Below are 26,206 nucleotides of genomic sequence, written 5' to 3' on the forward strand. Positions count from 1 at the left end.
CTCCTAGGTCAGCAGCCTTTGACAAATGTCGATGAGCGTCGCCGCCCAACCGGCCAGGACGGCGAAGATGCCGAGCCAGACGAAAAGCAGGAAATGCCAATACATGGCGCAGAGCTCGACGCTGAGGCGCAGCCGCTCCGGCCGCGCGCCGTTCCAGGCGCCGACGCTCGTCCTGCCAAGGCCGACCAGCCCGCCCAGTATGTGTAGGCCGTGCATTGCAGTGATCAGGTAGAAGAAACTGTTGGCCGGGTTGGATGCCAGCGAATAGCCGTCCTCGGTCAGTTCCCTCCATGCCGTCAACTGGCCGGCCAGGAAGGCGAGGGCGGTCAGTCCGGCCGTTGCAAGACCGAGCCTGACCATGTCGATCTGGCCTCTGCGCGCGGCGACGACGGCGCATTGCAGCGCGACGCTGCTCAGCACCAGCACGCCGGTATTCAGCCAGAGCAGGCGCGGCAGCGGCAGTGGCCGCCAGTCCGACAGGCCCATGCGCATGAAGTAGGCGCTGGTGAACAGCGAGAACAGGCAGCCGACGACGGCGAGGAAGACACCAAGGCCGATCTTGGCAGTGGGCAGGGCCGACCGGTCGAGGCCGACGAAATCCCCGGCCATGCCTTGCTCGAGCCAGGGCTTCGCCAGCAGCCGCTGATGCGAAAGCCACCATCCGGCAAAGCCGGCGATCACCAGCAGAAAGACCAGGATGACGCTCATGCCGGCTCCCTGGAGGGGCCGAAAGAGCCCGGCACGTTCTGCGGGATGAAGTCCTCCTTGGCGCCCGGCACGCTGTAGTCATAGGCCCAGCGATAGACGATCGGCAGTTCCTTGCCGAAATTGCCGTGCGCAGGCGGCGTTTCAGGCGTCTGCCACTCGAGTGTGGTTGCCCGCCACGGGTTGCCGCCGGCCTCGCGGCCATGGCGGATGCTCCAGATCAGGTTGAACAGGAACACCATCTGGGCGAAGCCGACCATGAAGGCCATGATGCTGATGAACGAGTTCAGGTGGTGCGCCGACTCCGTCATGATGGTCATGTCGGTCAGTTCGGCGTAGCGCCGCGGAATGCCCATCAGGCCGAGATAGTGCATGGGGAAGAAGATCAGGTAGGCGCCGAGGAAGGTGACCCAGAAATGGAAGCGGCCGAGCGTCTCGTCGAGCATGCGGCCGGTGACCTTCGGATACCAGTGGTAGATCGCGCCGAAGATCACCAGGATCGGCGCGACGCCCATGACCATGTGGAAATGAGCAACGACGAACATCGTGTCGGACAGCGGCACGTCGACGACGACATTGCCGAGGAACAGGCCCGTGAGGCCGCCATTGACGAAGGTGACGATGAAGGCCAGCGCGAACAACATCGGTATCGTCAGGTGGATGTCGCCGCGCCACAGCGTCAGCACCCAGTTATAGACCTTGATCGCGGTCGGTATGGCGATGATCAAGGTGGTGGTGGCGAAGAAGAAGCCGAAATAGGGATGCATGCCGCTGACGTACATGTGGTGCGCCCAGACCAAGAAGCTCAGCGCGCCGATGGCGATGATGGCCCAGACCATCATGCGGTAGCCGAAGATGTTCTTGCGCGCATGGGTGCTGATCAGGTCGGACACGATGCCGAAGGCCGGCAGCGCTACGATGTAGACTTCCGGGTGGCCGAAGAACCAGAACAGATGCTGGAACAGGATCGGGCTGCCGCCATTGTGCTGCAGCTGCTCGCCCATTTCGACGATCGCCGGCATGAAGAAAGAGGTGCCGAGCAGGCGGTCGAGCAGCATCATCACACAAGCGACGAACAGCGCCGGGAAGGCGAGCAGCGCCATGACGGTGGCGGTGAAGATGCCCCAGACGGTGAGCGGCAGGCGCATCAAGGTCATGCCGCGCGTGCGCCCCTGCAGCACCGTCACGACATAGTTCAGGCCGCCCATGGTAAAGCCGATGATGAACAGGATGAGCGAGGAGAGCATCAGGATGATGCCCCAGTCCTGACCACCCGGCGTGCCGGTCATGATCGCCTGCGGCGGGTAGAGCGTCCAGCCCGCGCCCGTCGGCCCGCCCGGCGCAAAGAAGCTCGAGACCAGGACCAGCACGGCGAGCAGATAGACCCAGTAGCTCAGCATGTTGACATAGGGAAAGACCATGTCGCGGGCGCCGACCATCAGCGGGATCAGATAGTTGCCGAAGCCGCCGAGGAAGAGCGCGGTAAGCAGGTAGATCACCATGATCATGCCGTGCATGGTGATGAACTGGTAATAGGCCTCCGGAGTGATGAAGTCGAACGTGCCGGGAAAGCCGAGTTGCAGGCGCATCAGCCAGGACAGCACCAGCGCCACAAGGCCGATGGCCGTTGCCGTTGCCGAATACTGGACCGCTATGACCTTGGCATCCTGCGAGAAGACGTATTTCGTCCACCAGCTGTGCGGATGGTAGAGTTCCACCTCTGCAACTTCGGCGGGCGGAACGGCATCTGCGGGTGTGACGTCGACCATAAGAGCGCCTCCGTGCCGCTGTTCAGCGGGCCTCGAGCGTTTCGATTCTTGCCGCGACGTCCAAACCGGACGCCTTTCCTGACGGTTGGCTTGCCGAGCCTGTTTGCTTGGGCGCCGACAATTGCGCGAAAGTCTGCTGCTGGCCGAGCCAGGCTAGATAATCCTGCTCTGTGTCGACCATCACCACGCCATGCATCAGCGGGTGTCCCTGGCCGCATAGCTCGGCGCATAAGACTTGGAAGGTTCCGGTCCTGGTCGGGGTGAACCAGAAATAAGTGACCGAACCCGGGATCATGTCCATCTTGGCGCGGAACTCCGGGATGTAGAAATCGTGCAGCACGTCGACCGAGCGCAATAACACCTTGACAGGCTTGCCGACCGGCAGATGCAGATCGGCGGCCTCGACTAGGACATCGTCCTGGCCGTTGGGATCTTTAGGATCAACGCCCAGCGGATTGTCAGCGGTGACGTCGCGGGTGTCCGAAGTGCCGAGCTTGCCGTCCTTGCCGGGCAAGCGGAAGCTCCATTGCCATTGCTGGCCGATAACCTCGATATCGGCCGCCTCGCTTGGAACGTTGACGAAGCGGCTCCAGACGAACAGGCCTGGAACCAGAAGGGCGGTGACGCCGACGGCGGTGACGACCGTCAGCCACCATTCGAGGCGCTTGTTCTCCGGCTCATAGACCGCGCGATTGCCTTCGCGATGGCGGAAGCGGAACACGCAATAGGCCATGAAAAGCACGACGGCGCTGAAGACGACGCCGGTGATCCAGAAGCTGATGATGATGGTGTTGTCGATATAGTCCCAGTTCGAGGCAATCGGCGTCCACCACCATGGGCTCAGGAAGTGGAACAACACCGAGCCCACGACGATCAAAACGAGTACAAGCGCAATGGCCATGTCCCGTCCTCCGGTATTTCACAGGAGTGCGAAGCTTCCAACGGAATACCAAGCCGCATCATGCTCGATTTCCGGTTGAAATTCCAGAGCCGACTATCCGATGGGGACGATGTTGTTCGCGCCTGCAAACTTCGGAAGTCGGGCAAACGCCTCAAATCAGCAGCGCGCCCTCGGCGGGGTTGCCGGCCGTCTGCCATCAGCGGTCATCGGGAGACTGCGGCGCCCCTGTCGGTCCAGGTGGGCGGCAGGCCAAATCGGGCGGCGACCATTCCCGGAATGCCGGGAGCCGTTCCGAACGCCTTGCAGGCGTCGTATTTCGGATCGCCACCGAGCGAGGCCCGGAGTCTTTGCATCGATGGTATCGCCGGCATTCCTTTGAACGGGTCCTTGCCCTTGAGCAGCATGCGGCTGAAGTCAGAGGCGAAGGCCGAAGAGAGGGAATACGCATCCCCCACTGCGGACACCCGAGCCCTTGTCGTGATTATGTTCGCACCGCGCGACCAGACCATGGCTGCCTTCTGCGAACGATCCTTGTCGACCGCCTCGGCCTCGATGGCCAGGCCGCCGAGGCCGATCGGTAGTCGAGGGATTGGAACCCCGAGCCCCGCCACCGAGCCGCCGAGCGACGCAACGATGGAACTCGCCGCTGCCGTACGGTTCGTCGCAACGATGTCGGTGACCGTTGCGTGGATGACGAGGTCTGCTGGCTGGCTCGGGGCCACGACCTGGAAGCGGTCGCCAAGGTCGGTGCAGAGTGCCCGGTCGATCGCGTTGGTGACCAGCGCCAGGTCTTTGGGCTCGAAGCCACGGCTGCCGATCTGCGTCGAGGTCGGTACAATGCGCACCGTCTTTGCGGCGAGCACCGGCGCCGAATCTACACGCAATTTCGCTTGCGTGAGGGTGCCGCCCGATGGGCTCATTCCGGCGTAGGAACCGAGAGACGCGCCCTCGCGCAAGGGCACGCTCGTGCAGGCGGACAACCATGAGAAGAGGGCCACGCAGAGCGCTGCTCGCGGCCGCGTTTCAAGTCGTCGAAGCTTCCAGATCATTGTCAAATCGCCTGAACCAGGTTCATGGTTCAGGCTTTAGCGGCCCCAGCGTTAATGGCGGTAAAGGCAGTGTAAAGTTAGGTAAAACTTACGATCAGCCTCGATCTTCAGCCGGCGCATATGTCGCCGGCTGCCGGCAAAGCCAGTGGCCTTGCGGCCGCGGGGCGTTTGGCCCCGGGTAGTGTCCCTCTACGGCAAAGCGGACTGAGGCAAGTATTGCGACGCAGGCCCGCGGCAAACTTTCTCTTCAATGCGATCTGCTGTCTTCGCCTGATTTGCCTCAACAACCGCACGCAGGCTCGGGGAAACTGTTTCACCGGGCGGGCAACCCAGCTATCAAAAGACGCGCAACATCGGTTTAAGCAGCCCTGCAAAGCGCAACGAATCGATGAGTTGGGACGCGGGGATTGCCAGGAGAAAGCAAGAACTGTCGATAGCAGTACGCTTCAGCGCAACTGGGTTGAACGACACAGGCAATTGATGTGCGCCGTCGCCGGCGCGTCGTCCAAGGCGAGGAAAGAAGGCGGGAACCTCGTGGCAATATTCCCGGTAAGCATCGCCGAAAAGCTCGTCCAGGGCAGTCGATTCGCGGGCTGAGACATAAGCGAATACCAGATAGCCAAACAAGAAGTGGACGGCCGCAATCGCGAGTGAGCCGAAAGTCAGGCCGATGCCGGCAAGCCCCAGGGACGAAAAGAAATACAACGGATTGCGGGTGTATTTGTAAGGGCCGTTCGTAATGAGTTCTCGATTCTTGCGTCCGCCTATATACAGCGATGCCCAGCACCGCCCGGCGACACAAATGATGATAAATGCGGACCCCACAAACTCTATGCTTTGGCGAGGACCAGTCTCTGGCGGCCAAGCGCTCCGCGACAATAGGATCGGCATCAGAAGCAATGGGACGGCCAGCCAGAGGAAACGCATCCTCTTGCCCTGCTGAAACACCGCCGTGGACACCGACATTGGTCCGCTCTGTCGCATTTGAAAAACCGGGATCACGGCTCAGCCTTAGCGATGTCAGCGTTAATGGCCGTAAAGGCAGTGTAAAGTTGGGTAAAACTTGTGATCAGCCTCGATCGTTCGCCGCACTGCGCATCGCCGGCCGCCGGGGAATCTCCAGCATGATGGCCAAGCCGCCGACGTCCGGCAGCGATGCGTATACTCGCCCACCATGGCGCTCGATGGCCTGTCTGGCGATCGCAAGGCCAAGACCGTATCCGCCTCTCGGTGCCGCGTCGTTCCCGCGGGAGAATGGCTGGAAGATTCGTTCGAGTTCGTCTCGCCTGACGCCCGGCCCCTGATCCGCGACGCACACCTTGAGGAGGTCGGCTGTCGTCTCGCATTGCACGGTGATGTGCGAATGTTCGGCAGTGTATTTGACGGCGTTGCGAATGACGTTTTCCAGCGCCCGGCAGATCAGCTCGCCTTCGACCTCGGCAAGGAAGCTGTCGTCGACATTGGTGGTGATCGAAACCTCGCGTGCCTGGGCTTCGAACGCTGCGTCCCCCAGGATTTCGTTCAGGAGATCGATGACGTCCAGCGTCTGTGTCTTCAGCGGGAGACGGGAGCCGGCTGTCAGCCTGGCGAGAGTCAGCACTTCGCCGACCAGCGCATCGAGCCGTTCGACCTCCCGGTCCATGCGGTCCAGCATGGCATCGAGTTTCGCCGGACTCTGCCGAAGGACGCCCCCAACGGCCTGCAGACGTGACAGCGGGGAGCGCAGCTCATGGGACACGTCGTGGAAAAGTCTCTGCTGGGCATCCTGCAGCTCCTGCAACCGCGCGGCGCTGGAATCGAAATCGTGCGCGAGCGCAGAGACCTCATCCTTCCGGCCTGCCATCTTGTGCCCGATGCGGACGTCGAAACGGCCGTGGGCGAGCGCGCTCAGGCCGTCGCGAAGGTGCACAACAGGGCGAATTAGATATCGGGCGAGCGCGGCCGCCGATATCGCGCTCGAAATCAGAATACCGAACGCCGGTACAAACGGACCAAGCTTGTCGAGAATGACACTGTATCGCTGAGGCACGGAAATCCGGTAGCAAATCCCATCCTTCAGGACGGTTCTTGTCTCCGCCGTGCTCCTATCGGTACATGCGCCGGACTCCGCGATCTCGGAGATCGTGAGGCCGACCGGTACCGTATCCTCGCTTGTACGGGCAAAGCGCCGAACGGCATCTTCACCGTCCTTGGCGAGAAGGTTTTCAGTCAGGTTGAGGACGACTTCCCGCTTCTGACGTTCCAGTTTCGAAGCGGAAGGAAGTGTCTCAAAGAAGTTGAGCGTCAGGATTATGATCGCGACGGACGCGGCCAGCGTCAGCCAGGTTATCAGGAAGAACTTCTTAAACAGCCGGGGCATGTCAGTCCAAAAGAAGTTGATAGCCTTGGCCGCGGACAGACTTTATCCGTGACTGTCCATCCTCCCTGAGCCCGAGCTTCTGACGCACGCTGCTGATATGGACGTCGATGCGGCGATCGAACGGGGTCAGCGGCTTTCCAAAAGTCCGTTTCGAGATGTCCTGCTTCGATACCAGCTGGCCGGCATTGCGAGTGAGAACTTCGAGCAGGCTGAACTCCGTGCCGGTAAGCTCCAGCGGCTGTCCGTCCCATTCGGCGGTTCTGTTGCCTGGATGAACCACCAGCCGCCCGGCTCTTAGCGTGTCGATGGCCGCGCCGACCGCGGGCTGGTTCGCACGACGAAGGATCGCGCGCACCCTAGCCGCGAGTTCTCCTGGCGAACAGGGCTTCGTTACATAATCGTCGGCACCGAGGTTCAGGCCGGATATCCGGTCGATGTCATCGCCTCTCGCCGTCAGCATCAGCACGGGAACTTGGCTCAGCTTCCTGATCCTTTGCAGAACCTTGATCCCGTTGATTCGAGGCATCATGATATCGAGCACGATCAGGTCCACCGAGTTGCGCGCGGCGGCAGCAATTGCTGTGCCACCATCCGTGCCTGTCGCGACGTCATACCCTTCTTCGACCAGATATTCCTGCAGCAGCGTCGTCAACTCGACATCATCGTCGATGAGGAGGACCTTGTTCATTCCACTCCGTCCGTCATTCATGCCGGCCACCCATAAGGCACAAACGCACGCGGGCGGTGGGATTTTACCCAGCTTAACACAACTTGGGGAAGGCGGACGGCTCCGCTCCGCAGGGCACGCGACAGGGCGATCCCGAATGGCCCGAGCCCTTCCTCCCGGACGCCGAGCGATTTGCCCGCGTGTTGCGCGCAGTCGCTGCAGCGCGCTGTCAAACGAAAGCGAGCAGGGAGAGTCGCATGAGCATGACCATATGCGTCATTCGACGCGCCCTGCATTCGTTGCCGTCGTATCGTTCATTCGGTCAAGCACGCATGCCTGGCCAGATTGGCGCCATCGCAGGATGCGGCTTGATCGACGCCACACACGCCTCAAATCAGCAGCAGGCCCTTCATCGAGGCGTTGCCCTTGCGGCCGATGATGATGTGGTCGTGGACTGCAATGCCGAGCGGCTTGGCCGTATCGATGATCTGCTTGGTCATCTCGATGTCCGCGCGGGAAGGTGTAGGATCCCCTGACGGATGGTTGTGCACCAGGATGATGGCGCTGGCGGAGAGTTCAAGCGCCCGCTTGACCACCTCGCGCGGATAGACCGGCGTGTGGTCGACGGTGCCCGTCTGCTGCACCTCGTCGGCGATCAGCCCGTTCTTCTTGTCGAGGAAGAGGATGCGGAACTGCTCGCGCGTCTCGAAGGCCATGGCCGAGCGGCAATAGTCGAGAAGCTGTGTCCAGTTCGACAGCACCTCGCGCCCGCGCACTTCGCCGCGCGCCATGCGCTGGGCGGTCGCTGCGATGACCTTGAGATCGGTCGCCACTGCCGGTCCTATGCCTTTCACTTCCTCGAGCAGGGACGCCGGCGCGCCGAGCACTTCGGCCAGCGAGCCGAAGCGGCGGATCAGCGCCTTGGCGATCGGCTTGGTGTCGACGCGCGGGATCAGCCGGAAAAGCAGGAGTTCGAGCAATTCATAGTCGGGCAGGGCATCTGCGCCGCCCGCAACGAAGCGCTCGCGCAGGCGGTCGCGGTGGCCGTGGTAGTGCGGCTTTTCCGCTGCTACGGCCTTTTTCTGTGATGTCTGCGGCGGTTCAGTCCAGGCTTCTGAAAAGAAGGCCCGCTCGTCGTCGACTTTCCCCATGGCCTGCCTATTCCCCCAGAAGGCTTCCGGCCGGGAGACTAAAGCAATTCCAGGAAAAGTGTGAAGCGGTTTTCCGTTCGGAATCGCGGCAAAACAAGAAGTAGGCCGGTTTGTCGTTTCCGTGAAACGATGAACCGCCCTACGCCGGCAGACCGGGCCGGTCGAGCTTTTTCGGCGAAAGCGTGAAGATCTCACAGCCGGTATCGGTGACACCGATCGTGTGCTCGTACTGCGCCGAGAGCGAACGGTCGCGCGTCACGGCGGTCCAGCCGTCCGACAGCACCTTCACATGCGGGCGGCCGAGATTGATCATCGGCTCGACGGTAAAAATCATGCCGGGCCGCATCTCGACGCCTTCATTGGCCGTGCCGTAATGCAGGATGTTCGGCGCGTCATGGAAGAGCTGGCCGACGCCGTGGCCGCAGAAGTCGCGCACCACAGAGCAGCGCTCGGCTTCGGCATAGGTCTGGATCGCCGCGCCGATGGCGCCGGTGCGGGCCCCGGGCTTGATCGCCGCAATGCCGCGCATCAGGCATTCGTGAGTCACCTCGAGCAGACGCTCGGCGGCGCGCTTGATCGTGCCCACCGGATACATGCGCGAGGAATCGCCATGCCAGCCGTCGAGGATATAGGTGACGTCGATATTGACGATGTCGCCGTCCTTCAGCGGCTTGTTGTCGGGGATGCCGTGGCAGACGACGTGGTTGATCGAGGTGCAGGACGATTTGGTGTAGCCGCGATAGTTGAGGGTCGCCGGCAGGGCGTTGTGGTCCATGCCGAACTCGAAGACGAAGCGGTCGATGGTCTCTGTGGTGACGCCGGGCTTCACCATCGGGACCAGCTCGTCGAGGCAGCGCGCGGTGAGGTCGCAGGCCTTGCGCATGCCTGCAAAGCCTTCCTCGCCATAGAGGCGGATCTGGCCGGTGTTTCTCAAGGGGGCCGTTGCGGCGTCGAGATAGGTAACCATTCTTGTCCGTTTTTGGGTTGGCTCCTGATGCGAGCCGATGCGGAAAATTTTCTCCAGATTTGGCACTGGATGCCGCAAGGTTCAAGGACGAAGTGCCCTCAACCGGCCGCCGCAGGGATTATTTGCTGGCGCAAGGTTGGCGCGTCAGGCTACCTGCCAAGCTTTCCTTTCGCCGCCCCATGGGGTAGGGCGGGTCTGGATATAGGAGATTTATGCCGTTGACGGCATCGGAACGCGCCAGATCGACGCTGCTGCCATTAAGGACCGCATGCTCGGCCCTGATGGCGCTGCTCGTGCTTGCGCTGGTGGGCTTCGCCCAGGCTGAAATCGCCGCCTCGACAGCCACGGCCTCGGGCGGCGCCGGCATCAGCGCAACGCGGCAGGGCGAAACGCTTGCACTGCTGAGGATCACCGGCAAGGCGCAAGCCGTCGAGGTCCGCGCCGGGCGGCCGCTGCCCATAAAGCTCGTGAGTGGAAACCCAGGCGCGCTCCACCCAGCAGGCGATTTCCTTGTTGCTGGCCAGGCCTTGCCGGCGCAGCCGAGCATCGTGCCTGCCTTTGCGGCCGCGCCGCTCTCGCACGCCAATCAGCCTCGGGCGCCACCCGCCGTCTGAGCCCGGCGGTCGCCGACCGCAGCTTTCACACCCAAACATTCCTTTGCGCCGCGACCTGGCGATGGCTATCGGCCGTCCGCCCGTTGCGTGGCGCGCCAATTCGGACATTTCTCGATGCAACGCATCAAGACATTCAAAACGCTTACGCGCGTTGCCGCGGCAGCCTCGTTCCTCGCCGTCCAGGCAACCATCGGCATCGGCACGGTCTACTGGGCGGTCGCGGCGACGCTTCGCATGGAAGGGACGGCGGCGATCGTGCTCGCCGTCATCTTCGCCGGACCGTCCGCCTATCTGCTGATGGTGGTCTCACGCATGGCCTATGAGGCGGAGACCGACCCGGCGAACCAGTAGACTGACTGGCATGCGGATACTTGTGACGGGCGATGCCGGTTGCATCGCCCTGTCAAACCAAGAGGTATATCGATGCACAAGGTGACAAGCGCCGATCTGCCGCACCAATGGTGGATCCGCGCACCGTACTGAGGTCACATTCCTGCGCCAGGAGATCCCGAAAGCAACTTTTCAGAACGAACGGCGTTGCTCCAACTGCGCCGGTTCGGGAGACAGGGAATGGACAGACTGCAATTCGAGGTGCCGGTGCGCATCACGCCCGCGCCAGGCCTGCCGGTCGAGGAAATCTACAGCGTCGAGCAGGCGCTCGACTTCCTCCAGGATTGGCCCAGGCGCCGTCAGGGCAAAGTCTATGACGCCGCCTTCAACGCCTGCTTCGGTGCAACGGTCGACGTGGCGGGCACCGAGGAAGCCTGCCGGGCATTCATGGCCTTCTGCCGTGTAAGCGGTCTGCTTGCCAGGGATATGATGCTGCCAGTCAAGCGCGGCGGCAGCGCAAGGGGTTTCGCGAGGCGCGGATCTAAAGCGCATCGCGATCTTCTGGATTCGCTCTGTGCGCTTTAGGTTTTTGATTTTACGCATGTCTTTATCCCGAAACCGGGTCCCACTTTCGGGAGACATGCGTAGCCTCAACCACCGAAAGACACGCCCCTGTAGTGCATTCCCACCTGTACGCCGCGGACGATCAGGCGCGATAGGATTTCCATATCCAGCGGCATCTCCGGTCGCCATACATCAAGCAGCAACGCTATGCGCCCCTGGTCGGCGTTGTTCATGACCTCGTGCTCGAAAGTGTCGTCCCACAGCAGGCACTCGCCGTCGGCGATCCGCCTCTCCTCATGGTTGATCATCATGATCGTCGCCGGGCGGCCGTCAGGCTGTTTCGGGATGACCAGGCCGAGATGAAATCTCATAATGCCGCGAAAGGGGCCGCGATGGGCAGGGATGTGCTTGCGCGGCGCCAGGAATGAGACAGCCGCCGATTTGACCTCGGGGCATTCGGACAGCAGCCGGCTGAGGGTAGGCATGCGCGCGAGGTTCTGCGGGATCGTCATGTCATAGGCCTTGAGCACGAACATGCGCCAATCGAGGCCGTCTTTGGCCGAAATCTCGGCCTGCTCCGGCATGATGTCGTGGAAGCGCGGTACCCGGTTCAGCTGCACCGACAGCGCTTCGTCGCGAATACTCTGCCAGGCAGCCGCGAACTTCGCTGCGTTAGGAAAATGCGTGCTGATATCAAGAATCGCTGGTGCGTCTATGCGCTTTTCATAGATGCGACGGACCAAATCGGTTCCAAGATCGTAAGCGCCCGACATCTCATTACCTCGATGAGTTTATGATATAGTTGTGTGATTGCTTCCGGCCATCGCTCACGGAGATTTGTTTAGAGCGTTCAGACAGACGCTCGGCTTCGTATCACTGCGTGCTCGATGCCAGCCGCGGACCAGCGCCGACATCGACGACTTCAGGGCTAGTGCTGTCGATCGTGCCGTCCCAGCCGCCGCCGAGCGCCTTGTTGAGGGCGATGTAGTCGGTGGCGATCGACACCCGGCTTTGCAGCAAAGTGTCGTCGGCCGAGTAGGCCGATCGCTCGGCGTCCAGCACGTCGAGAAGGCTCGTCTCGCCGGCCTTGTAGAGCGTTCTTTCGAGCCGCGCGGCGTCGCCATAGGATTTCGCGGAAGAGGCGAGCTTGCCGTTCCTGATGCGCTCCTGCGACAACGAAACCGTGGTGTTTTCCACGTCTTCCAGCGCCGTCAGCACGGCGGACTTGTAGGCAATGAAATACTGGTCGCGCTGGGCTTTGGCGACGTCGACCGCAGCCAGCAACTGGCCGGCGTTGAACAGCGGCACGCTGAGCGTCGGGCCGAAGGACCAGCCGATGGTGGAGTTCTTGCCGAGATCGCCGAGCTTCAAGGCGGCGGTGCTGATGTCACCCGTCAGGCTCACGCTCGGATAGCGTGCCGCCTCGGCCTGGCCGACCCTGGCTGTGTACTGAGCGTACTGCCGCTCGGCCATGCGCACGTCCGGGCGGGTAAGCAGGATGTCGGCCGGAATGCCGGTCGGGATCGGCAGGCGCGGCGTCGGGATCTGTGTGGGGCGCTTCAGCCGCCCGACGAGCGTCGCCGGCGGCCGCCCGGTCAGCACCGAAAGACGATGCACCGCTTCGGCATAGCTCGCCTCCAGGCTCGGAACGTCGGCTTCCGTGCTGCTTGCCTGTCCCATGGCCTTGGCGACGTCGGCAGCGGTAGCCGTGCCGGCCAAAGCCATCGTGCGGGTGAGTTCGGCGGTCTGCCTTTGCGATGCGGCCGAGCGCCGGGCGAGCGCGATGCGGGTCTGGTAGCCGCGTGCCTGGACATAGTTGGAGGCAACATCGCCAACCAGGGTCAGCAGGGTCGAGCGGAGCTCTTCTTGCGAAGCGTCCAGGCCATAGCGTGCGGCCTCGACGGCTCTGTGGTTGGCGCCGAAAAGGTCAAGTTCCCAGCTGGCGTCGAACCCGGCCTGGTATTCGCTATAAACGGAATTCGAGCCCGAGGTGGTCGCGGCCGACTTGTTGCGCGTAGCCGACGCGGACCCGTCCAGCGATGGCGCCAATGCGCCCGCGCTTTGGCGGTAGCTTGCGCGGGCTTCTCGAATCTTGGCCTTTGCGGTGGCGACGTCGAGATTGCCGGCCACGGCTTCTTCGACCAGCGCGTTGAGTTCGGGATCGCGGAGCTTCAGCCACCATTTGGACAATTCCGCCGGCTTGGCCGGCTTTGTCCCCGTCCGGTCGCTCCAGGTCGCCGGCACGACCATCAAAGGCGTCCGATAGTCGGGGCCGACGACGCAGCCGGAAAGCAGAGCGGCGGTGAACACGGGCAAAAGCAGCCCCTTCGCGGTCCGCAGACCGCGTTCGAAACCTGTCATGTGAGGAACCCTTATTGCTGAGTGGCTGTGGCTGGCGTCCCGCCCGTATCCTGCCCAGAATCCTGCTTGGCGGCCTTACCCTTGAAGATGCGGCGCACCGAGACGAAGAGCAGCGGCACGAGGAACACGCCGATCACGGTTGCCGCGATCATGCCGCCCATCACGCCGATGCCGACCGAGTTCTGTGCGCCCGAGCCCGCGCCGCTGGCGATCGCAAGCGGCGTGACGCCGAGAATGAAGGCCAGCGACGTCATCAGGATCGGCCGTAGACGTTGTCGCGCCGCTTCCAGCGTCGCCTCGACCAACCCCATTCCCGCCGCCTGCCGCTCGATGGCGAACTCGACGATCAGGATGGCGTTCTTGGAGGCTAGGCCGATCGTGGTCAGCAGTCCGACCTTGAAATAGACGTCGTTGGTCTGCCCGAACAGGCTCGCCGCCGCCAGCGCGCCGAAGATGCCGATCGGCACCGAGAGCATGACGGCAAAGGGGATCGACCAGCTTTCGTAGAGGGCGGCGAGGCAAAGGAAGACGACGAGCGCGGAGATTGCGTAGAGCGCCATCGCCTGGTTGCCGGAAAGCTTCTCCTGGTGCGACAGACCGGTCCATTCATGCGCGTACCCGGCAGGCAGTTGCGCGACCAGCTTGTCGATCTCGTCCATGGCGGCGCCCGAACTCACGCCGGCAGCCGCCGCGCCCTGGATCTCGACCGCGGCCGAACCGTTGTAGCGCTCGAGCCTGGGCGAGCCGTATGTCCAGTGACTGGAGGCGAATGCCGAGAACGGCACCATGGCGCCGCCGGAATTGCGGACCTGCCATTTGTCCAGATCTTCCGGCTGCATGCGGAAGTCGGGATCTGATTGCAGATAGACCGGCTTCACCCGGCCGCGATCGATGAAGTCGTTGACGTAGTCGCTGCCCCAGGCGGTGGAGAGCGTGTTGTTGATATCGGCGAGGCCGATGCCGAGGGCGCTCGCCTTCTCCTGGTCGATGTCGACCGAGAATTGCGGCTGATCCTCCTGGCCGTTGGGGCGGGTGTTGGCAAGCAGCTTGCTCTGTGCGGCGAGACCCAGCAACTGGTTGCGCGTCTGGATGAGCGCCTCATGGCCGGCGCCATTGACGTCCTGCAGGTAGAAGTCGAAGCCGCTGGTATTGCCGAAACCCTGGATGGCGGGAGGGGCGAGCGCAAAGACCTGCGCATCCCTGATCTTGGAAAAAGCGCCCATCGCGCGGCCGGCGACCGCCTGCGCGGCGAGCGCCGGCGACGTGCGCTTGTCGAAATCCTTCAGCCGGACGAAGGCGATGCCGACATTCTGACCGGCCCCGCCGAAGCCGAAGCCGGAAGCCGTGAAGACCCCTTCGACAGCGTCCTTCTCCTCGTTGAGGTAATGGTCGGTCACCTTGGCGAGCACGCGCTCGGTCCGGTCCTGCGTCGCGCCCGTCGGCAGCTGCACGCTGGTGATCAGAATGCCCTGATCTTCTTCCGGCAGGAATGAGCTTGGCAGCCGGGCAAACATCCAGCCCATGGCGATGACGATGGCCAGGAAGACGACGAGGAAGCGCTTGCCCCGGTTGATGATGCCGTGCGAGCCGTCGCGATAGGCCGTCGTGCCACGGTCGAAGGCACGGTTGAACCAGCCGAATGGACCTCGCTGCGTCGCGTGATCCCTGGGCGGCCGCAGGATCGTGGCGCAGAGCGCCGGCGTCAGCACCAGCGCGACCAGCACCGAGAGCACCATGGCCGAGACGATCGTCACCGAGAATTGCCGGTAGATGATGCCGGTGGAGCCGCCGAAGAAAGCCATCGGCACGAAGACGGCCGAAAGCACGGTGGCGATGCCGATCAGCGCGCCGGTGATCTCGTTCATCGATTTGCGCGTCGCCTCTTTCGGCGGCAGGCCTTCCTCCTGCATCACGCGCTCGACATTTTCGACCACGACGATGGCGTCGTCGACGAGCAGGCCGATGGCGAGCACCATGGCGAACATGGTCAGCGTGTTGATCGAATAACCGAAGAAGGAAAGCACGCCGAAGGTGCCGAGCAGCACCACCGGCACGGCAATCGTCGGGATGATGGTGGCGCGCAGGTTCTGCAGGAAGAGCAGCATCACCAGGAACACCAGCACGATCGCTTCGGCCAGCGTCTTGACCACCTCCTCGATCGACAAGCGCACGAAGGGCGAGGTGTCGTATGGGTAGACGACCTCGACCCCTTGCGGGAATGTTGAGCTGAGCCGGTCGATCGTCGCGCGCACCGCCTCGGCGGTGCTGATGGCGTTGGCGCCGGTCGCCAGATTGACGGCGACGCCGGCCGCCGGCTTGCCGTTGTAAAAGGCCGCCGTGGTGTAGCTTTCGGCGCCGATCTCGACCTTGGCGACGTCGTTCAGCCGAACCAGCGAGCCGTCGGTGTTGCTCTTCAGGATGATGCTGCGGAACTGCTCGGCAGTCTGCAGCCGGCTTTTTGCCGTCACCGTGGCGTTGAGCTGCTGCCCCTTGCGCGCCGGCAGGCCGCCGAGCTGGCCGGCGGAGACCTGCGTGTTCTGCGCCTCGATGGCGGTCGCCACGTCGCTCGGCATCAACGCATATTGGGCGAGCTTGTCGGGATCGAGCCAGATGCGCATCGCATAGCCGGAGCCGAAGAGCTGCGTCGAGCCGACGCCTTCGACGCGCTTCAGCGTGTCGTTGACCGTGCTGTCGACATAGTCGGCAAGGTCGGTCGAGTTCATCTTGCCGTCGCCGGAGACGAATCCGATGACCATCAGGAAGCCGGTCGAGGATTTGGAGACGGTAATGCCGTTGCTCTGGACGACCTGCGGCAGCTGCGACTGCACAAGCTGCAACTTGTTCTGGGTCTGCACTTGGGCGGTGTCGGGATTGGCGGCGCTGGTGAAGGTCAGCGTGATCGAGGCCGAACCGGTCGATGTCGAGGTCGCCGTCATATAGTCGAGATTATCGATGCCGGTCATGCCCTGCTCGATGACCTTGGTCACCGAGTTCTCGACCGTCTGGGCGTCGGCGCCGGGATAGTTCGCGCTGATGTTCACCGTGGTGGGGGCGATCTGCGGATATTGCGAGATCGGCAGCGACCGGAGCGCGAGCAGGCCGCCCAGCATGATCACGATGGCGATCACCCAGGCAAAGATCGGGCGGTTGATGAAGAAAGTCGACATCGCCTCAGTTCCCGGTTGCGCCAGACGCCGGTTGCTTGCCGGTGCCGGGGGCTTTGCCACCGGCCGGTTCTACCGTGGCGGAGGTCTGCTCGCGATCCTTGATCTCGCCGGTCGCCTCGTCGATGGTCACCTCGACCGGCGTCGCGTCGCCGCCGGCGCGCACCAGTTGCACGCCTTCGACCACGACGCGGTCGCCGTCGCCGACGCCGGAATCCACCAGCCAATTGTTGCCGACGCTGTTGCGCACGCTCAAGATGCGCGATTCAACCTTGCCCTGGGCATTCACCACCATTGCCGTCGCTTCGCCCTTGGGATTGCGGCTGACGGCGCGCTGCGGCACCAGGAAGCTGTTTTGGGCGACACCTTCCTCGACGATGGCGCGGACATACATGCCTGGCAGCAGCAGGCGGTCGGGATTGGGGAATTGGGCTCTGAGCGCGAAGGTGCCGGTGGACAGATCGACATTGGCGCCGGCGAATTCCAGCTTGCCGGTTCGCGAATAGATGGTGCCGTTGTCGAGCTTCAGCTTGACGCTGACATTGGGCCCGCTGAACTTCAGCCGGCCTTCGTTGATCGCCTGGCGCAGGTTGAGCAGATTGGTGCTGGACTGCGTGACGTCGACATTGATCGGGTCGAGCGAGCGAATGGTCGTCAGCACCGTTTCCTGGTTGGCGGTAACCAGCGCTCCCGGCGTCAGCGTGGATTTGTCGATCCGGCCGGCGATCGGCGCGGTGATCGAGGTGCGGTTGAGGCTGATACGCGCGGTCTCGACGCTGGCCTTGGCGGAGGCCACGTCCGCCTGGGCCTGCTTCAGCGTCGCGGCGGCATCGTCGTAATCCTGCTTCGAGACCACGTTCTGCTTCAGCAATCCGGAATAGCGGTCGAACTTGGCCTGTGCGGTGGGAAGCGCTGCTTCGGCCTTCTGCTGGGCGGCGACGGCGCTGTCATAGGCAGCCTGGTAGCTCGCCGGATCGATGAGGTAGAGCGGCTGTCCCGGCACCACCTCGACGCCTTCCTGGAACAGGCGCTGCTGGATGATGCCGTCGACCTGCGGGCGCACTTCGGCGATGAGGGAGGCCGCGGTGCGGCCGGGCAATTCGGCGGTGATCGCGACCGATTGCGGATGCAGCGTGACGACGCCGACTTCGGGCCGGCCGACGCCGCCCATGCCAGGCGGAACCTGGCTCTTCTCCTGCGAGCAAGCGACCAGAAGAAGGGCAGAGCCAAGCACCACCAAAATTGCTTGTCGACGTGTCGGCAGGGAAGTTTGGTTAGATGGAATTCGCATGGTCGGGATCATCTTTCGCTGCGGTTTGCGATGGAGGAACGTTGCGGCACGATCCGGTCCCTCGACCTGATCAAGAAGGGCATTGGTGACCGGGGATACGAGCAAAGCAAAGCGCCATCGAAGGAAGCGCCATTGGTTTGTGGTAGGTCCTTGTCGAGCAGTGCGTCGAAGCGGCTCATGTCGCGCTCGTTCCGGTCAGCCAATCGCACTCGACGGCAGAGTCGAGTGCTTGGCCGCATTGCCCACCGCCGGCAGTATGCCGATCAGCGGCGATAAGCCAAGTGTCCTGCCGGCCACCGGAACGGCTCCCGCGAATTGTCGTCGCGGCGACGTTTTCTCCACAGGAACGAGTCCTACGCGATCTTCTGATCATGATTTTGGACGTTTTCCGATGGGATCGGCAGCGAGAGGCGATAGCCGGCGAAGCTCAAGCGGATCGCGCCTTTGATCCTGGTGATCGGCAGGATGGGCTGCGGAGCGTGCTGTCCGATGGGGAAGCTTGGGGCGACGGATGCGATCAGCCGCAGCATCATCAGTGCTTCCCACATGCTGGTTCTCCATGCGCTCGTCGCGACCGCGCGGGGCATCGCCAATTCGAAAAAACCGGCCGGCCCGTGAACGGGTGAGTCAACGGGCCGGCCGGCGCAGCCGGTCAGAGTTGCTCGCCATTCCGGGGTAGGGGTGGCTGCTGCCCGCCATGTTCATGCGGACCTCCGGGGCCGGCTGCATCGTCCGGCGGATTGCCCCATGGACCGGGGGGCGGGCCGAGCGGCCGATCCGCCGAAGCGAGGATTTCGATTTGTTCGGGCGTCAGCTTGCTGCGCAGTGCGGCAATGGCGTCCTTCAGCTTGGCGGCCGAAGCGGCGCGTTTGGTGACCTCGTCAGCCAGTCGCTCCTGGAAGGCGAAGGGGTCGCGCTGCGCCTGATCCGGGCCGCCGGGGGAGGCGACCCGCCTGCTTCAGGACCGTCGCGAGTGCCGGGGCCGCGACCGAACCGCGGCGGCGCCAGCACCGCCTGCAGCGCGCTGGTATAGTCGCGCCAGGCATCGAGCTGCTCGGAGCGGATGCCGATGCGGGTCTCGAGCGCCGAAAGCCGGGCGGCAAGCATTTCCGGCGGTGGCGGTCCCATGCGGCGGAAGCCAAAACCCTCCGGCCCCTGCGGGCCGTGCCGCATCGGGCCATGCGGGCCGGGCCAGGGCATCGGGCCTGGGCCTGCATCGTCCTGCCGGGTGATCGCCGGCGCCTCGTCACCGGATGCCGCGCCGGGGTCGGGCTGGGCGGCCAGCACGGGATGGATGGCCGCGACCGAGAACAGGCCGAGCGCCAAAAGTCTGCTTCGCATGACGTGATCCTTTCCTCTCATGCTTCGGATGGCAGGAGGATAGGAAGCGTTTTTTGCCGCTTTGCTTCGGCGCGTTGCCGAAGGTTTCCGCAAAAAGGAGATTTGTTTCCGAATGTTTCCGTCGTCCCCGCGGAAACATTCCGTTGCAATTTTCCGTGCCGCTTGGCGGCGGCTCTCCCTATAATCCCAGGCATAAAGGCAAGCGGGCAGACATGCAGGCACAATCCCATATCCTTGTCGTCGACGACGATCGCGAGATCAGGACGCTGCTCGGGCGTTATCTCGACGGGCAGGGGTTCAGAGTCTCCGTGGCGGCCGACCGGCGCGAGTGCGAGCAGAAGCTCGCCACCGGCCAGTTCGACCTGATCGTGCTCGACGTCATGCTGCCGGACGGCTCCGGGCTCGACATCTGCCGCAGCTTGCGTGACCGCAAGCCGCATATTCCGGTCATCCTGCTCACTGCGCTGAAGGAGGATGTCGACCGCATCATCGGCCTGGAGCTCGGCGCCGACGACTATCTCGGCAAGCCGTTCAATCCGCGCGAGCTCTCGGCGCGCATCCGCGCGGTGCTGAGGCGCTCCGCGCCGGAAGAAGCCGCGCCGCCCAAGGTGCGCGTCTACCATTTCGCCGGCTACCGGCTGGAGCCGGACACGCGCAAGGTGGTGGATACCGACGGTGAGATCGTCGATCTCACCGGTGCGGAATTCGACCTGTTGCAGGTCTTTCTCGACCGGCCCGGGCGGCTGTTGTCGCGCGACCAGTTGCTCGACCTGACGCAAGGGCGCGAGCGCGATCCGCTCGAGCGCTCCGTCGACGTGCTGATGAGCCGGCTGCGGCGGAAATTCGCCGATGCCGGCGAGGAGAACCTGTTCAAGACCGTGCGCAATGGCGGCTATCAGCTCACCGCGCGCGTCGAAACCGCGGAGACCGAACCATGAGGTCGCTGCGCAGGCGGCTGATCGTCCTGCTGGTGGTCTCGATCGTCGGCGTCGTCGGGCTCGCCACGATCGTCGCCATCAAGGTGCTGGGCGGGCCTTCCCCTGAACGGAGCATGGGGCCAGTCGCGCGCCAGATCCAGCTGATGGTGCAACTGGTTCCCGGCCATCCGGCAGGCGCCGGCGCGGCCCCGATCACCATCAGCGACCATCGCGCCGACGGTTTCGAGGACCGCGAGCACACGCAGGTGCTCAACGAGATCCTGCATCGCGACGGCCTGGACCTTTCGGCTATCGTCAGCCGCAATCCGGATCGGCCCGGCATGGTCGCCTCGGTCTCGCTGCCCGGTAATCGATGGATGATCATCGACGTGCCGGACTTCGGCCCGCCGAGGGATGCCTGGTTCGTGCTCTCGGGCTGGATCATCCTCATCGTGCTCGGCGCCACTGCCGTCGCGATCTATTTCACGGCGGTGCTGGTGCGACCGCTCGAAATGCTGGAGACCGCGGTCGGCAAGATCGGTCCGGACGGCGTGCTGGCGACGGTTCCGGAGGAAGGATCCGCGGAGGTCAGGGCCACCGCGCACGCGCTCAACCAGCTCTCCGCCAGGCTGAAAACCACCATGGAAAGCCGCATGCGCCTGGTCGCGGCCGCCGGCCACGACCTCAGGACGCCGATGACCAGGATGCGGCTGCGCGCCGAATTTCTCGACGAGGACCGCGAGAAATGGTTGCACGATCTCGACGAGCTCGACCGCATCGCCGACAGCGCCATCCGCCTGGTGCGCGAGGAGGTGAACCAGGACGCGGTGGAGGCGGTGGAACTGGACAGGCTGATCCGCGATATCGAGACCGAGATGACGTCTCTCGGTCATGCGGTGTCGATCGACCACCTCGACTGGGTCTCGGTCAAGGCCGGGGCGCTCGGCCTGCGCCGCGCGCTGCGCAACCTGATCGTCAATGCCGCCACGCATGGCAAGGGCTGCGTCATCGCGCTCACCGCGCTGAACGGCCAGGCGGTTCTCACCATCGCCGACCGTGGCCCCGGCATCCCGCCGGACCTCTTGAACAAGGCGTTCGAGCCGTTCTTCCGGGCCGATCCGGCGCGCACGCAATTCATTCCAGGGGCGGGATTGGGGCTTGCGATCGCCAAGGAGATCATCGAGCGCTATGGCGGGACGATCAGGCTGGAGAACCGGCAGGGGGGAGGGTTGCTGCAGACGGTGATTTTCGACGCCGTTTCCTAATGGAATCGGCGCCATCGAGGTTGCTTATTTGACCTGTTCAATCACCGGAGCCGGCGGTTTGTCAGTTGCTGGCGCCGGCGTGCAATCTTGCCCCTTGCACTCCTGGACAGGGTTGTCCTTCGGGGGCAGGCAATTCTGACCCTCGCAGTGCACCGCCGGCTGTTCTTGCGCCGCTTCACCGCTTTGGGTAGCAGGCTGATCCTCAGCACGGACAACCTGCAGTCCTGCCAGGCTGATCATGGCCGTGCACAAGAGCGCTATCCGGGCCAAGTTCATCTCCGCGCCTCCACGGCTGAGAGCGTGTATAGTTCTACCCTTTCGGGTTGAGGCTGACCTACCGTCACTTGCGAACGAGGTTAACGGCGTGTTTTCGCCTACACTCGATACAGATGATCTCGTGCCCGTTGTCGATTTTGTATTCTCGCGGGAGATTCTGGTACGCCCAAGGGGAATCGAACCCCTGTTACCGCCGTGAAAGGGCGGTGTCCTAACCGCTAGACGATGGGCGCGCTCAGACGAAGCGGCTTATAATTGCGTTGTTCGCAACCGGCAACCCATGCGCAGCCACATGCGACAACTTTTTTCAAGCGTGGCAAAAAGGACGATTTTGGCGAGTCATGACACGGTTTGCGGCGCCCAGTTGCTCGTGCATCCTTGGAGATTGGCTGGAACGCCACTCGAGGTCGTCATTCTATGGCGGAGCAAGGAGCGTAGCGACGCGGCGCAGACCATAGAATCCATTCCGTTACCTAGAAGCGTTGCAGCGGTGCAGAATTCTGCTCGGCTGCATTCTTCGGCCAAGGTCACGGAATGGATCCTCGGGTCTTCGCGTCCGCTTCGCCCGTGGATGACGAAGTTCGGAGGGGCTTCGGCTAATCGCCAACGTTTGGCACTGCGAGGTTCGTCGCAACGAAGGCGGTGGGCCGCCGACTGTCGAGGCTCAGCCGTCACCACCGCCGCCGCGCCGGCGGCAGCGCCAGTTCCAGTCGCGCTCGGGGCCGACGTCGACATGGATCGATTCGGTGTGGCAGTAGGTGCCGACGCCGCCGCGGCCGGGCATCGAGCGTACATAGCTCGCCAGCTCCCACTTGGAGACGCCGGGCAACTGGATGTCGGCGGCGGCGCAATACATGTGCAGCGAGTTCTTGGCACCGTTGGCGCGGCGGTTGCGCGAGGGATCGCGATAGCCGGAGGTGACGACCATCTTGCGGCCGAAATGGCCCTCGATCGTCTTCAGCACGCGCACCAGCGACGGCTTGAGGCAGGCGACGTCGACGCTTTCGTTTTGCTTCAAGAGGCCGTTGGGCGCGAGCCTCGCCATGCCGGCGGCGGACGCCACCTGATAGGAGCCGCCGCCTTCGTCCTCGTTGAGGTCGACGTCGCTTTCGTCGTCGATGCCGGACTTGCGCTTGATCTCGAACAGCGCCGTCTGGCGCACGCCGGGCAAGGCATCGGCGCCGGTGATGTGGTTGCCGCTATCGTCGCCGAGGGACGCGAGCTGCACCGGCTTGTCGCCCGGCGTCGCGGAGGCGAGCGTCACGATCGGCTTGGCAGGCGGCGGCGTGGTCTTGGCCTGGGCGGCAGGCTGGTCGCCGGAGCGCGCGTTGTTGATCAGCGGCGCGGGCGCCGCGGAAGCCGGCGTGGTGCTGAACAGCGAGGCGAACAGGCCCTTCCTCGGCGCGGCGATCGGCTGCTGCTGAGGCTCGCCCGCCGTGACATAGACGCCATTGTTCATGGCTTGCGTGGTCGCCTGCGCTTGCGATGCGACCGCAGTAGCGTCGCCGGCAGCGACCTTCTCGGCGGCGGCTTTCGTCTCGTCGGCCGTCTGCGACGGCTGTACCAGCGGTTGCGGCGTGTTGCCTGCAATCGAGGTGGCGCCGTCAGGCACGGCGACGGCGGGGAAAGCGGCGGCTCCGGGCCGGGTCTCCGGCACATACGCAATCTTTTCCGGCAGCGGCTTGTCGTCCTCGCTCATCACGGTCGATGCCGCCTCTGGGGTGGCCGACGCCACCTGCGAGGTCGAATCGGCCGCGGCCGCGGGCGTGGCGCCGGACGCCGCGCTCATCTCGGTGGCGGTTGAATTGTAGGCCGGTGTGACGACCGACATCGTCGGATCGCCGGTCGAGGTGCAGGAGGCCAGAAGCACGGAGAAAAGCGCTGCCACAATGCTGCGGCTTTCCCTTCGTGCGAGACGCCAACCTGCTGGTTTCAAAATAGAATTCCCCCTCAGCATCCGGTCCGTTCATCATCGCCGTGGCGCTCCAGTGCCCCTGGCGACGACCTCCTGTTCCCGAACCGGAAACGGGATCTGTATCGATCTGCAAAGCCTCTGATTTACTGCGTCTGAAGGCGAACAGAGGCTGCGAAAACGATTAACGCAACCATTTCGCCCTGTTTTGGCGGGCCGTCAACTCACCAGACATTACAGTCCGTTACACACGCACCTTGACATAGGTGCCCGGCGCATCGCCCAAGGTTTTCATACGCTTGCCCGGTTTGCGGGCCGGCACATGCACATTGTCCTGGCTTTCGATCCAGTGCTGCCAGTGCGTCCACCACGAACCAGCATGCTCGTGCGCCCCAGCGAACCAGGTGTTGAAATCGCCCACCGGCCTGCCGCCCGTCCAGAACTGGTATTTATGCGCCGCCGGCGGATTGACGACGCCGGCGATGTGGCCGGAGCCCGCCATGACGTATTCGACGTCGCCGCCGAAATAGCGCGAGCCGAGGAACACCGAGAGCGCCGGCGCGATGTGGTCCTCTTTCGTGGCCAGGTTGTAGACGGGGATCGTGATGTCGGCCAGCGAGACGGTGCGGCCAGCAAGCTCCATCGTGCCGCGCGAGAGATTGTTCTCGAGATAGCAGTTGCGCAGATAGAAGGAATGGTTGGCCGCCGCCATGCGGGTCGAATCGGCGTTCCAATAGAGCAGGTCGAAGGGCAGGGGGTCCTTGCCGCGCATGTAGTTGTTGACGACATAGGGCCAGATCAGGTCGCCGGAGCGCAGCATGTTGAAGGCGGTGGCCATCTTGGTGCCTTCGAGATAGCCCTTCTCGCTCATCGAGCGCTCGACCGCGGCAACCTGGTCCTCGTCGACGAAAACCTTCAGGTCGCCGGCGTAGGTGAAGTCGACCTGGGTGGTGAAGAAGGTCGCCGACTTGATGCGGTGGTCGCCTTCCTGCGCCAGAAGCGCAAGCGCTGCCGCCAGCAGCGTGCCGCCGACGCAATAGCCGATCGAATTGACCTCCTTCTCGCCGGTCGCCTTTTCGACCATGTCGAGGCCGAACTGCAGGCCTTCGCGGATATAGGCCTCCCAGCCCTTGGCGCCGTGGCGCTCGTCCGGGTTGATCCAGGAGATGACGAAGACCGTGTGGCCCTGCTCGATCGCCCAGCGGATGAAGGATTTCTGCGGGTTGAGGTCGAGGATGTAGTATTTGTTGATCCAGGGCGGGCAGACCAGCAGGGGGCGCTTCAGCACCGTCTCCGTCGCCGGGTCGTACTGGATGATCTCGGCGACGTCGCTGCGGCCGATCACCTTGCCGGGCGTCGTGGCGATGTTCTTGCCGATCTCGAACGGCGCGTAATCCGCCTGGCGCAGCTTCAGGTCGCCCCTGCCGGCGGCGATGTCCTCGGCCAGCATCTTCATGCCGCGCACCAGGTTCTCGCCGTTGGAGGCGACGGTCTCGCGGAACAGTTCCGGATTGGTCAGGATGAAATTCGACGGCGCGATCGCGTTGGAGACCTGCTTGACGTAGAAGCTCGCCTTGTGGCGGGTGTGCTCGTCCAGGCCCTCGGCATGCTCGACGAGGTCCGAGGCCCAGCGCGAGGTGACGAGATAGGCCTGCTTCAGGAAATCGAAGAAGGCGTTGCGGCCCCATTCCGGGTCCTGGAAGCGCTTGTCGCCGCGCTCGGGCTTGACCGCGTCCTCGGGGGCTTCGGCGTTCGGGCTGACCCTCTGGATGGCGTTCGCCCAGACCGTCATGTAGCCGGCGAAGAGCCGCGTCTGCGCTTCCAAAGCGCGCTGCGGATCGGCCAGCCAGTATTCCGAGAGCTTGGAGAAGGTCTTGACCATGTCGACCACGGGCTCGGCGACATGGTCGCGCACCTCACCCTTTTCGCGCGGCTCGGCCCAGGCGGAGGCTGCCTTGCCGGCCTGCTCGATCATGCGCGCCATGTTCAACGCGAAACGCTCGGGGTCTTTCACCAGATATTGCTCGACGGTCGAAGGTCCGCCATTTTCCGCTTTGTCCGAATCGGGCGCTTTGGACATGGTTCGCGGGGTTCCTCCCGGAGCGTTTTCTTGACATATTATCATGGGACATCTGACCGGGTCCAACACGCTCTAACCCGGCTGCCAGGAAAACAATATGACGATTAATGTTGGCGGGACTTATTTTCTCGGCGTCGGTTCGATTTGCCGCATCGCTGTCGCGGCCGCGGTGCTGTGCGCGCCGTTGCTTACGGGCGGTTGCGCCACCAGCAACACCAACAATTCGGCGCCGACGGCGCTGACCGCGGGACCGAAGGACACCGGCTCCTATCCGAACCTCAACATTCGGCCGCAGGTGGCCGCCAAGCAACTGTCCAAGGAAGAGACCGCCGCCAGGCTCGGCGAGCTCAAGGCCGAGCAGCAGGCGCAGCTTGCCAAGGGCGGCAGCGCGAAACCAGCCCCCGACACGGCCGCGCTCAGCACGCTCGCCAGGACGCATGGCGACGACACGCTGAAGCAGATCGAGGCCAAATGCGATCCCGCCCTCGACCCTAACTGCAATTAGGTCTATATCGCGCGCCGA

The 26,206-nt window shown here is 63.5% G+C and carries 23 protein-coding genes and 1 tRNA gene; 6 read left to right on the forward strand and 18 right to left on the reverse strand.

The genetic code is table 11. The features are described from left to right. Positions 1 to 3: 3 nt before the first annotated feature. The 9 genes from EJ071_RS22255 to map all read right to left on the reverse strand — a co-directional run bounded on the left by EJ071_RS22255 (position 4) and on the right by map (position 9,568). A complete protein-coding gene (locus tag EJ071_RS22255) occupies positions 4 to 708 on the reverse strand; it encodes a cytochrome c oxidase subunit 3 (RefSeq protein ID WP_126099799.1) in 705 nt (234 codons plus the stop codon). Beyond that, the gene (ctaD, locus tag EJ071_RS22260) at positions 705 to 2,474 is read right to left on the reverse strand and encodes a cytochrome c oxidase subunit I (RefSeq protein ID WP_126099800.1); all 1,770 of its coding nucleotides are present in this window, start codon (positions 2,472 to 2,474) and stop codon (positions 705 to 707) included. The genes EJ071_RS22255 and ctaD overlap by 4 nt, the downstream gene beginning before the upstream one ends. Positions 2,475 to 2,496: 22 nt before the next feature. Beyond that, positions 2,497 to 3,375 carry a cytochrome c oxidase subunit II gene (locus EJ071_RS22265; RefSeq protein WP_126099801.1) on the reverse strand — a complete coding sequence of 293 codons (879 nt, stop codon included), beginning with the start codon at positions 3,373 to 3,375 and terminating at the stop codon, positions 2,497 to 2,499. A gap of 203 nt (positions 3,376 to 3,578) precedes the next feature. Further along, on the reverse strand, positions 3,579 to 4,424 hold the full coding sequence (locus EJ071_RS22270) for a DUF3313 domain-containing protein (protein WP_126099802.1): 846 nt from the start codon (positions 4,422 to 4,424) through the stop codon (positions 3,579 to 3,581). Between the two features lie 336 nt (positions 4,425 to 4,760). Next, positions 4,761 to 5,390 carry an isoprenylcysteine carboxylmethyltransferase family protein gene (locus EJ071_RS22275; protein WP_189521175.1) on the reverse strand — a complete coding sequence of 210 codons (630 nt, stop codon included), beginning with the start codon at positions 5,388 to 5,390 and terminating at the stop codon, positions 4,761 to 4,763. Between the two features lie 103 nt (positions 5,391 to 5,493). Continuing rightward, the gene (locus EJ071_RS22280; protein ID WP_126099804.1) at positions 5,494 to 6,783 is read right to left on the reverse strand and encodes an ATP-binding protein; all 1,290 of its coding nucleotides are present in this window, start codon (positions 6,781 to 6,783) and stop codon (positions 5,494 to 5,496) included. A 1-nt stretch (position 6,784) separates the two neighbouring features. Then, complete coding sequence (locus tag EJ071_RS22285; protein ID WP_126099805.1) at positions 6,785 to 7,471, reverse strand: response regulator; 687 nt, start codon at positions 7,469 to 7,471, stop codon at positions 6,785 to 6,787. A gap of 368 nt (positions 7,472 to 7,839) precedes the next feature. Then, on the reverse strand, positions 7,840 to 8,601 hold the full coding sequence (gene radC, locus EJ071_RS22290) for a DNA repair protein RadC (RefSeq protein ID WP_126099806.1): 762 nt from the start codon (positions 8,599 to 8,601) through the stop codon (positions 7,840 to 7,842). A gap of 139 nt (positions 8,602 to 8,740) precedes the next feature. Continuing rightward, entirely contained in the window at positions 8,741 to 9,568 is an 828-nt protein-coding gene (gene map / locus EJ071_RS22295; protein ID WP_126099807.1) for a type I methionyl aminopeptidase, read from the reverse strand. Positions 9,569 to 9,786: 218 nt separating this feature from the next. On the opposite strand from map, the gene EJ071_RS22300 reads away from it, so the two are divergent. The 3 genes from EJ071_RS22300 (at position 9,787) to EJ071_RS22310 (ending at position 11,097) form a co-directional block, all read left to right on the forward strand. Next, entirely contained in the window at positions 9,787 to 10,182 is a 396-nt protein-coding gene (locus tag EJ071_RS22300) for a hypothetical protein (protein WP_245459941.1), read from the forward strand. A 114-nt stretch (positions 10,183 to 10,296) separates the two neighbouring features. After that, entirely contained in the window at positions 10,297 to 10,533 is a 237-nt protein-coding gene (locus tag EJ071_RS22305) for a hypothetical protein (protein ID WP_126099808.1), read from the forward strand. Positions 10,534 to 10,752: 219 nt separating this feature from the next. Next, positions 10,753 to 11,097 (forward strand): DUF982 domain-containing protein, encoded by a 345-nt coding sequence (locus EJ071_RS22310; protein ID WP_126099809.1) that lies wholly within the window; start codon positions 10,753 to 10,755, stop codon positions 11,095 to 11,097. 65 nt (positions 11,098 to 11,162) lie between these two features. Here EJ071_RS22310 and EJ071_RS22315 read toward each other — a convergent pair whose 3' ends face one another. The 6 genes from EJ071_RS22315 to EJ071_RS22340 all read right to left on the reverse strand — a co-directional run bounded on the left by EJ071_RS22315 (position 11,163) and on the right by EJ071_RS22340 (position 19,233). Then, positions 11,163 to 11,849 carry an aspartyl/asparaginyl beta-hydroxylase domain-containing protein gene (locus EJ071_RS22315; protein ID WP_126099810.1) on the reverse strand — a complete coding sequence of 229 codons (687 nt, stop codon included), beginning with the start codon at positions 11,847 to 11,849 and terminating at the stop codon, positions 11,163 to 11,165. Between the two features lie 100 nt (positions 11,850 to 11,949). Further along, the gene (locus tag EJ071_RS22320) at positions 11,950 to 13,437 is read right to left on the reverse strand and encodes an efflux transporter outer membrane subunit (protein ID WP_126099811.1); all 1,488 of its coding nucleotides are present in this window, start codon (positions 13,435 to 13,437) and stop codon (positions 11,950 to 11,952) included. Positions 13,438 to 13,448: 11 nt separating this feature from the next. Next, positions 13,449 to 16,604: an efflux RND transporter permease subunit gene (locus EJ071_RS22325; protein WP_126099812.1), complete on the reverse strand. Its 3,156-nt coding sequence runs from the start codon at positions 16,602 to 16,604 to the stop codon at positions 13,449 to 13,451. A gap of 4 nt (positions 16,605 to 16,608) precedes the next feature. Further along, complete coding sequence (locus EJ071_RS22330) at positions 16,609 to 17,892, reverse strand: efflux RND transporter periplasmic adaptor subunit (RefSeq protein ID WP_126099813.1); 1,284 nt, start codon at positions 17,890 to 17,892, stop codon at positions 16,609 to 16,611. 353 nt (positions 17,893 to 18,245) lie between these two features. Then, positions 18,246 to 18,425 (reverse strand): hypothetical protein, encoded by a 180-nt coding sequence (locus EJ071_RS22335; RefSeq protein ID WP_245459942.1) that lies wholly within the window; start codon positions 18,423 to 18,425, stop codon positions 18,246 to 18,248. 310 nt (positions 18,426 to 18,735) lie between these two features. Continuing rightward, positions 18,736 to 19,233: a hypothetical protein gene (locus EJ071_RS22340; protein ID WP_245459943.1), complete on the reverse strand. Its 498-nt coding sequence runs from the start codon at positions 19,231 to 19,233 to the stop codon at positions 18,736 to 18,738. A gap of 212 nt (positions 19,234 to 19,445) precedes the next feature. Here EJ071_RS22340 and EJ071_RS22345 point away from each other — a divergent pair, with 212 nt between their 5' ends. Then, entirely contained in the window at positions 19,446 to 20,171 is a 726-nt protein-coding gene (locus tag EJ071_RS22345) for a response regulator (RefSeq protein ID WP_126099815.1), read from the forward strand. Continuing rightward, positions 20,168 to 21,415, forward strand: coding sequence for an ATP-binding protein (locus tag EJ071_RS22350; RefSeq protein ID WP_126099816.1), 1,248 nt, complete (start codon positions 20,168 to 20,170; stop codon positions 21,413 to 21,415). Before EJ071_RS22345 ends, EJ071_RS22350 begins: the two co-directional genes overlap by 4 nt. A 434-nt stretch (positions 21,416 to 21,849) precedes the next feature. Here EJ071_RS22350 and EJ071_RS22355 read toward each other — a convergent pair. The 3 genes from EJ071_RS22355 to phaC form a co-directional block, all read right to left on the reverse strand. Then, positions 21,850 to 21,924 (reverse strand) — tRNA-Glu (locus EJ071_RS22355). A 431-nt stretch (positions 21,925 to 22,355) separates the two neighbouring features. Further along, complete coding sequence (locus EJ071_RS22360; RefSeq protein ID WP_245459944.1) at positions 22,356 to 23,579, reverse strand: YcbK family protein; 1,224 nt, start codon at positions 23,577 to 23,579, stop codon at positions 22,356 to 22,358. Between the two features lie 268 nt (positions 23,580 to 23,847). Beyond that, positions 23,848 to 25,683, reverse strand: coding sequence for a class I poly(R)-hydroxyalkanoic acid synthase (gene phaC / locus EJ071_RS22365; protein ID WP_126099818.1), 1,836 nt, complete (start codon positions 25,681 to 25,683; stop codon positions 23,848 to 23,850). Between the two features lie 97 nt (positions 25,684 to 25,780). On the opposite strand from phaC, the gene EJ071_RS22370 reads away from it, so the two are divergent. Then, positions 25,781 to 26,188, forward strand: a complete 408-nt coding sequence (locus EJ071_RS22370; RefSeq protein WP_189521177.1) for a hypothetical protein — start codon at positions 25,781 to 25,783, stop codon at positions 26,186 to 26,188. Positions 26,189 to 26,206 lie beyond the last annotated feature (18 nt).

The organism is Mesorhizobium sp. M1B.F.Ca.ET.045.04.1.1 (assembly GCF_003952465.1).
Taxonomy (GTDB): Bacteria; Pseudomonadota; Alphaproteobacteria; order Rhizobiales; family Rhizobiaceae; genus Mesorhizobium; species Mesorhizobium shonense.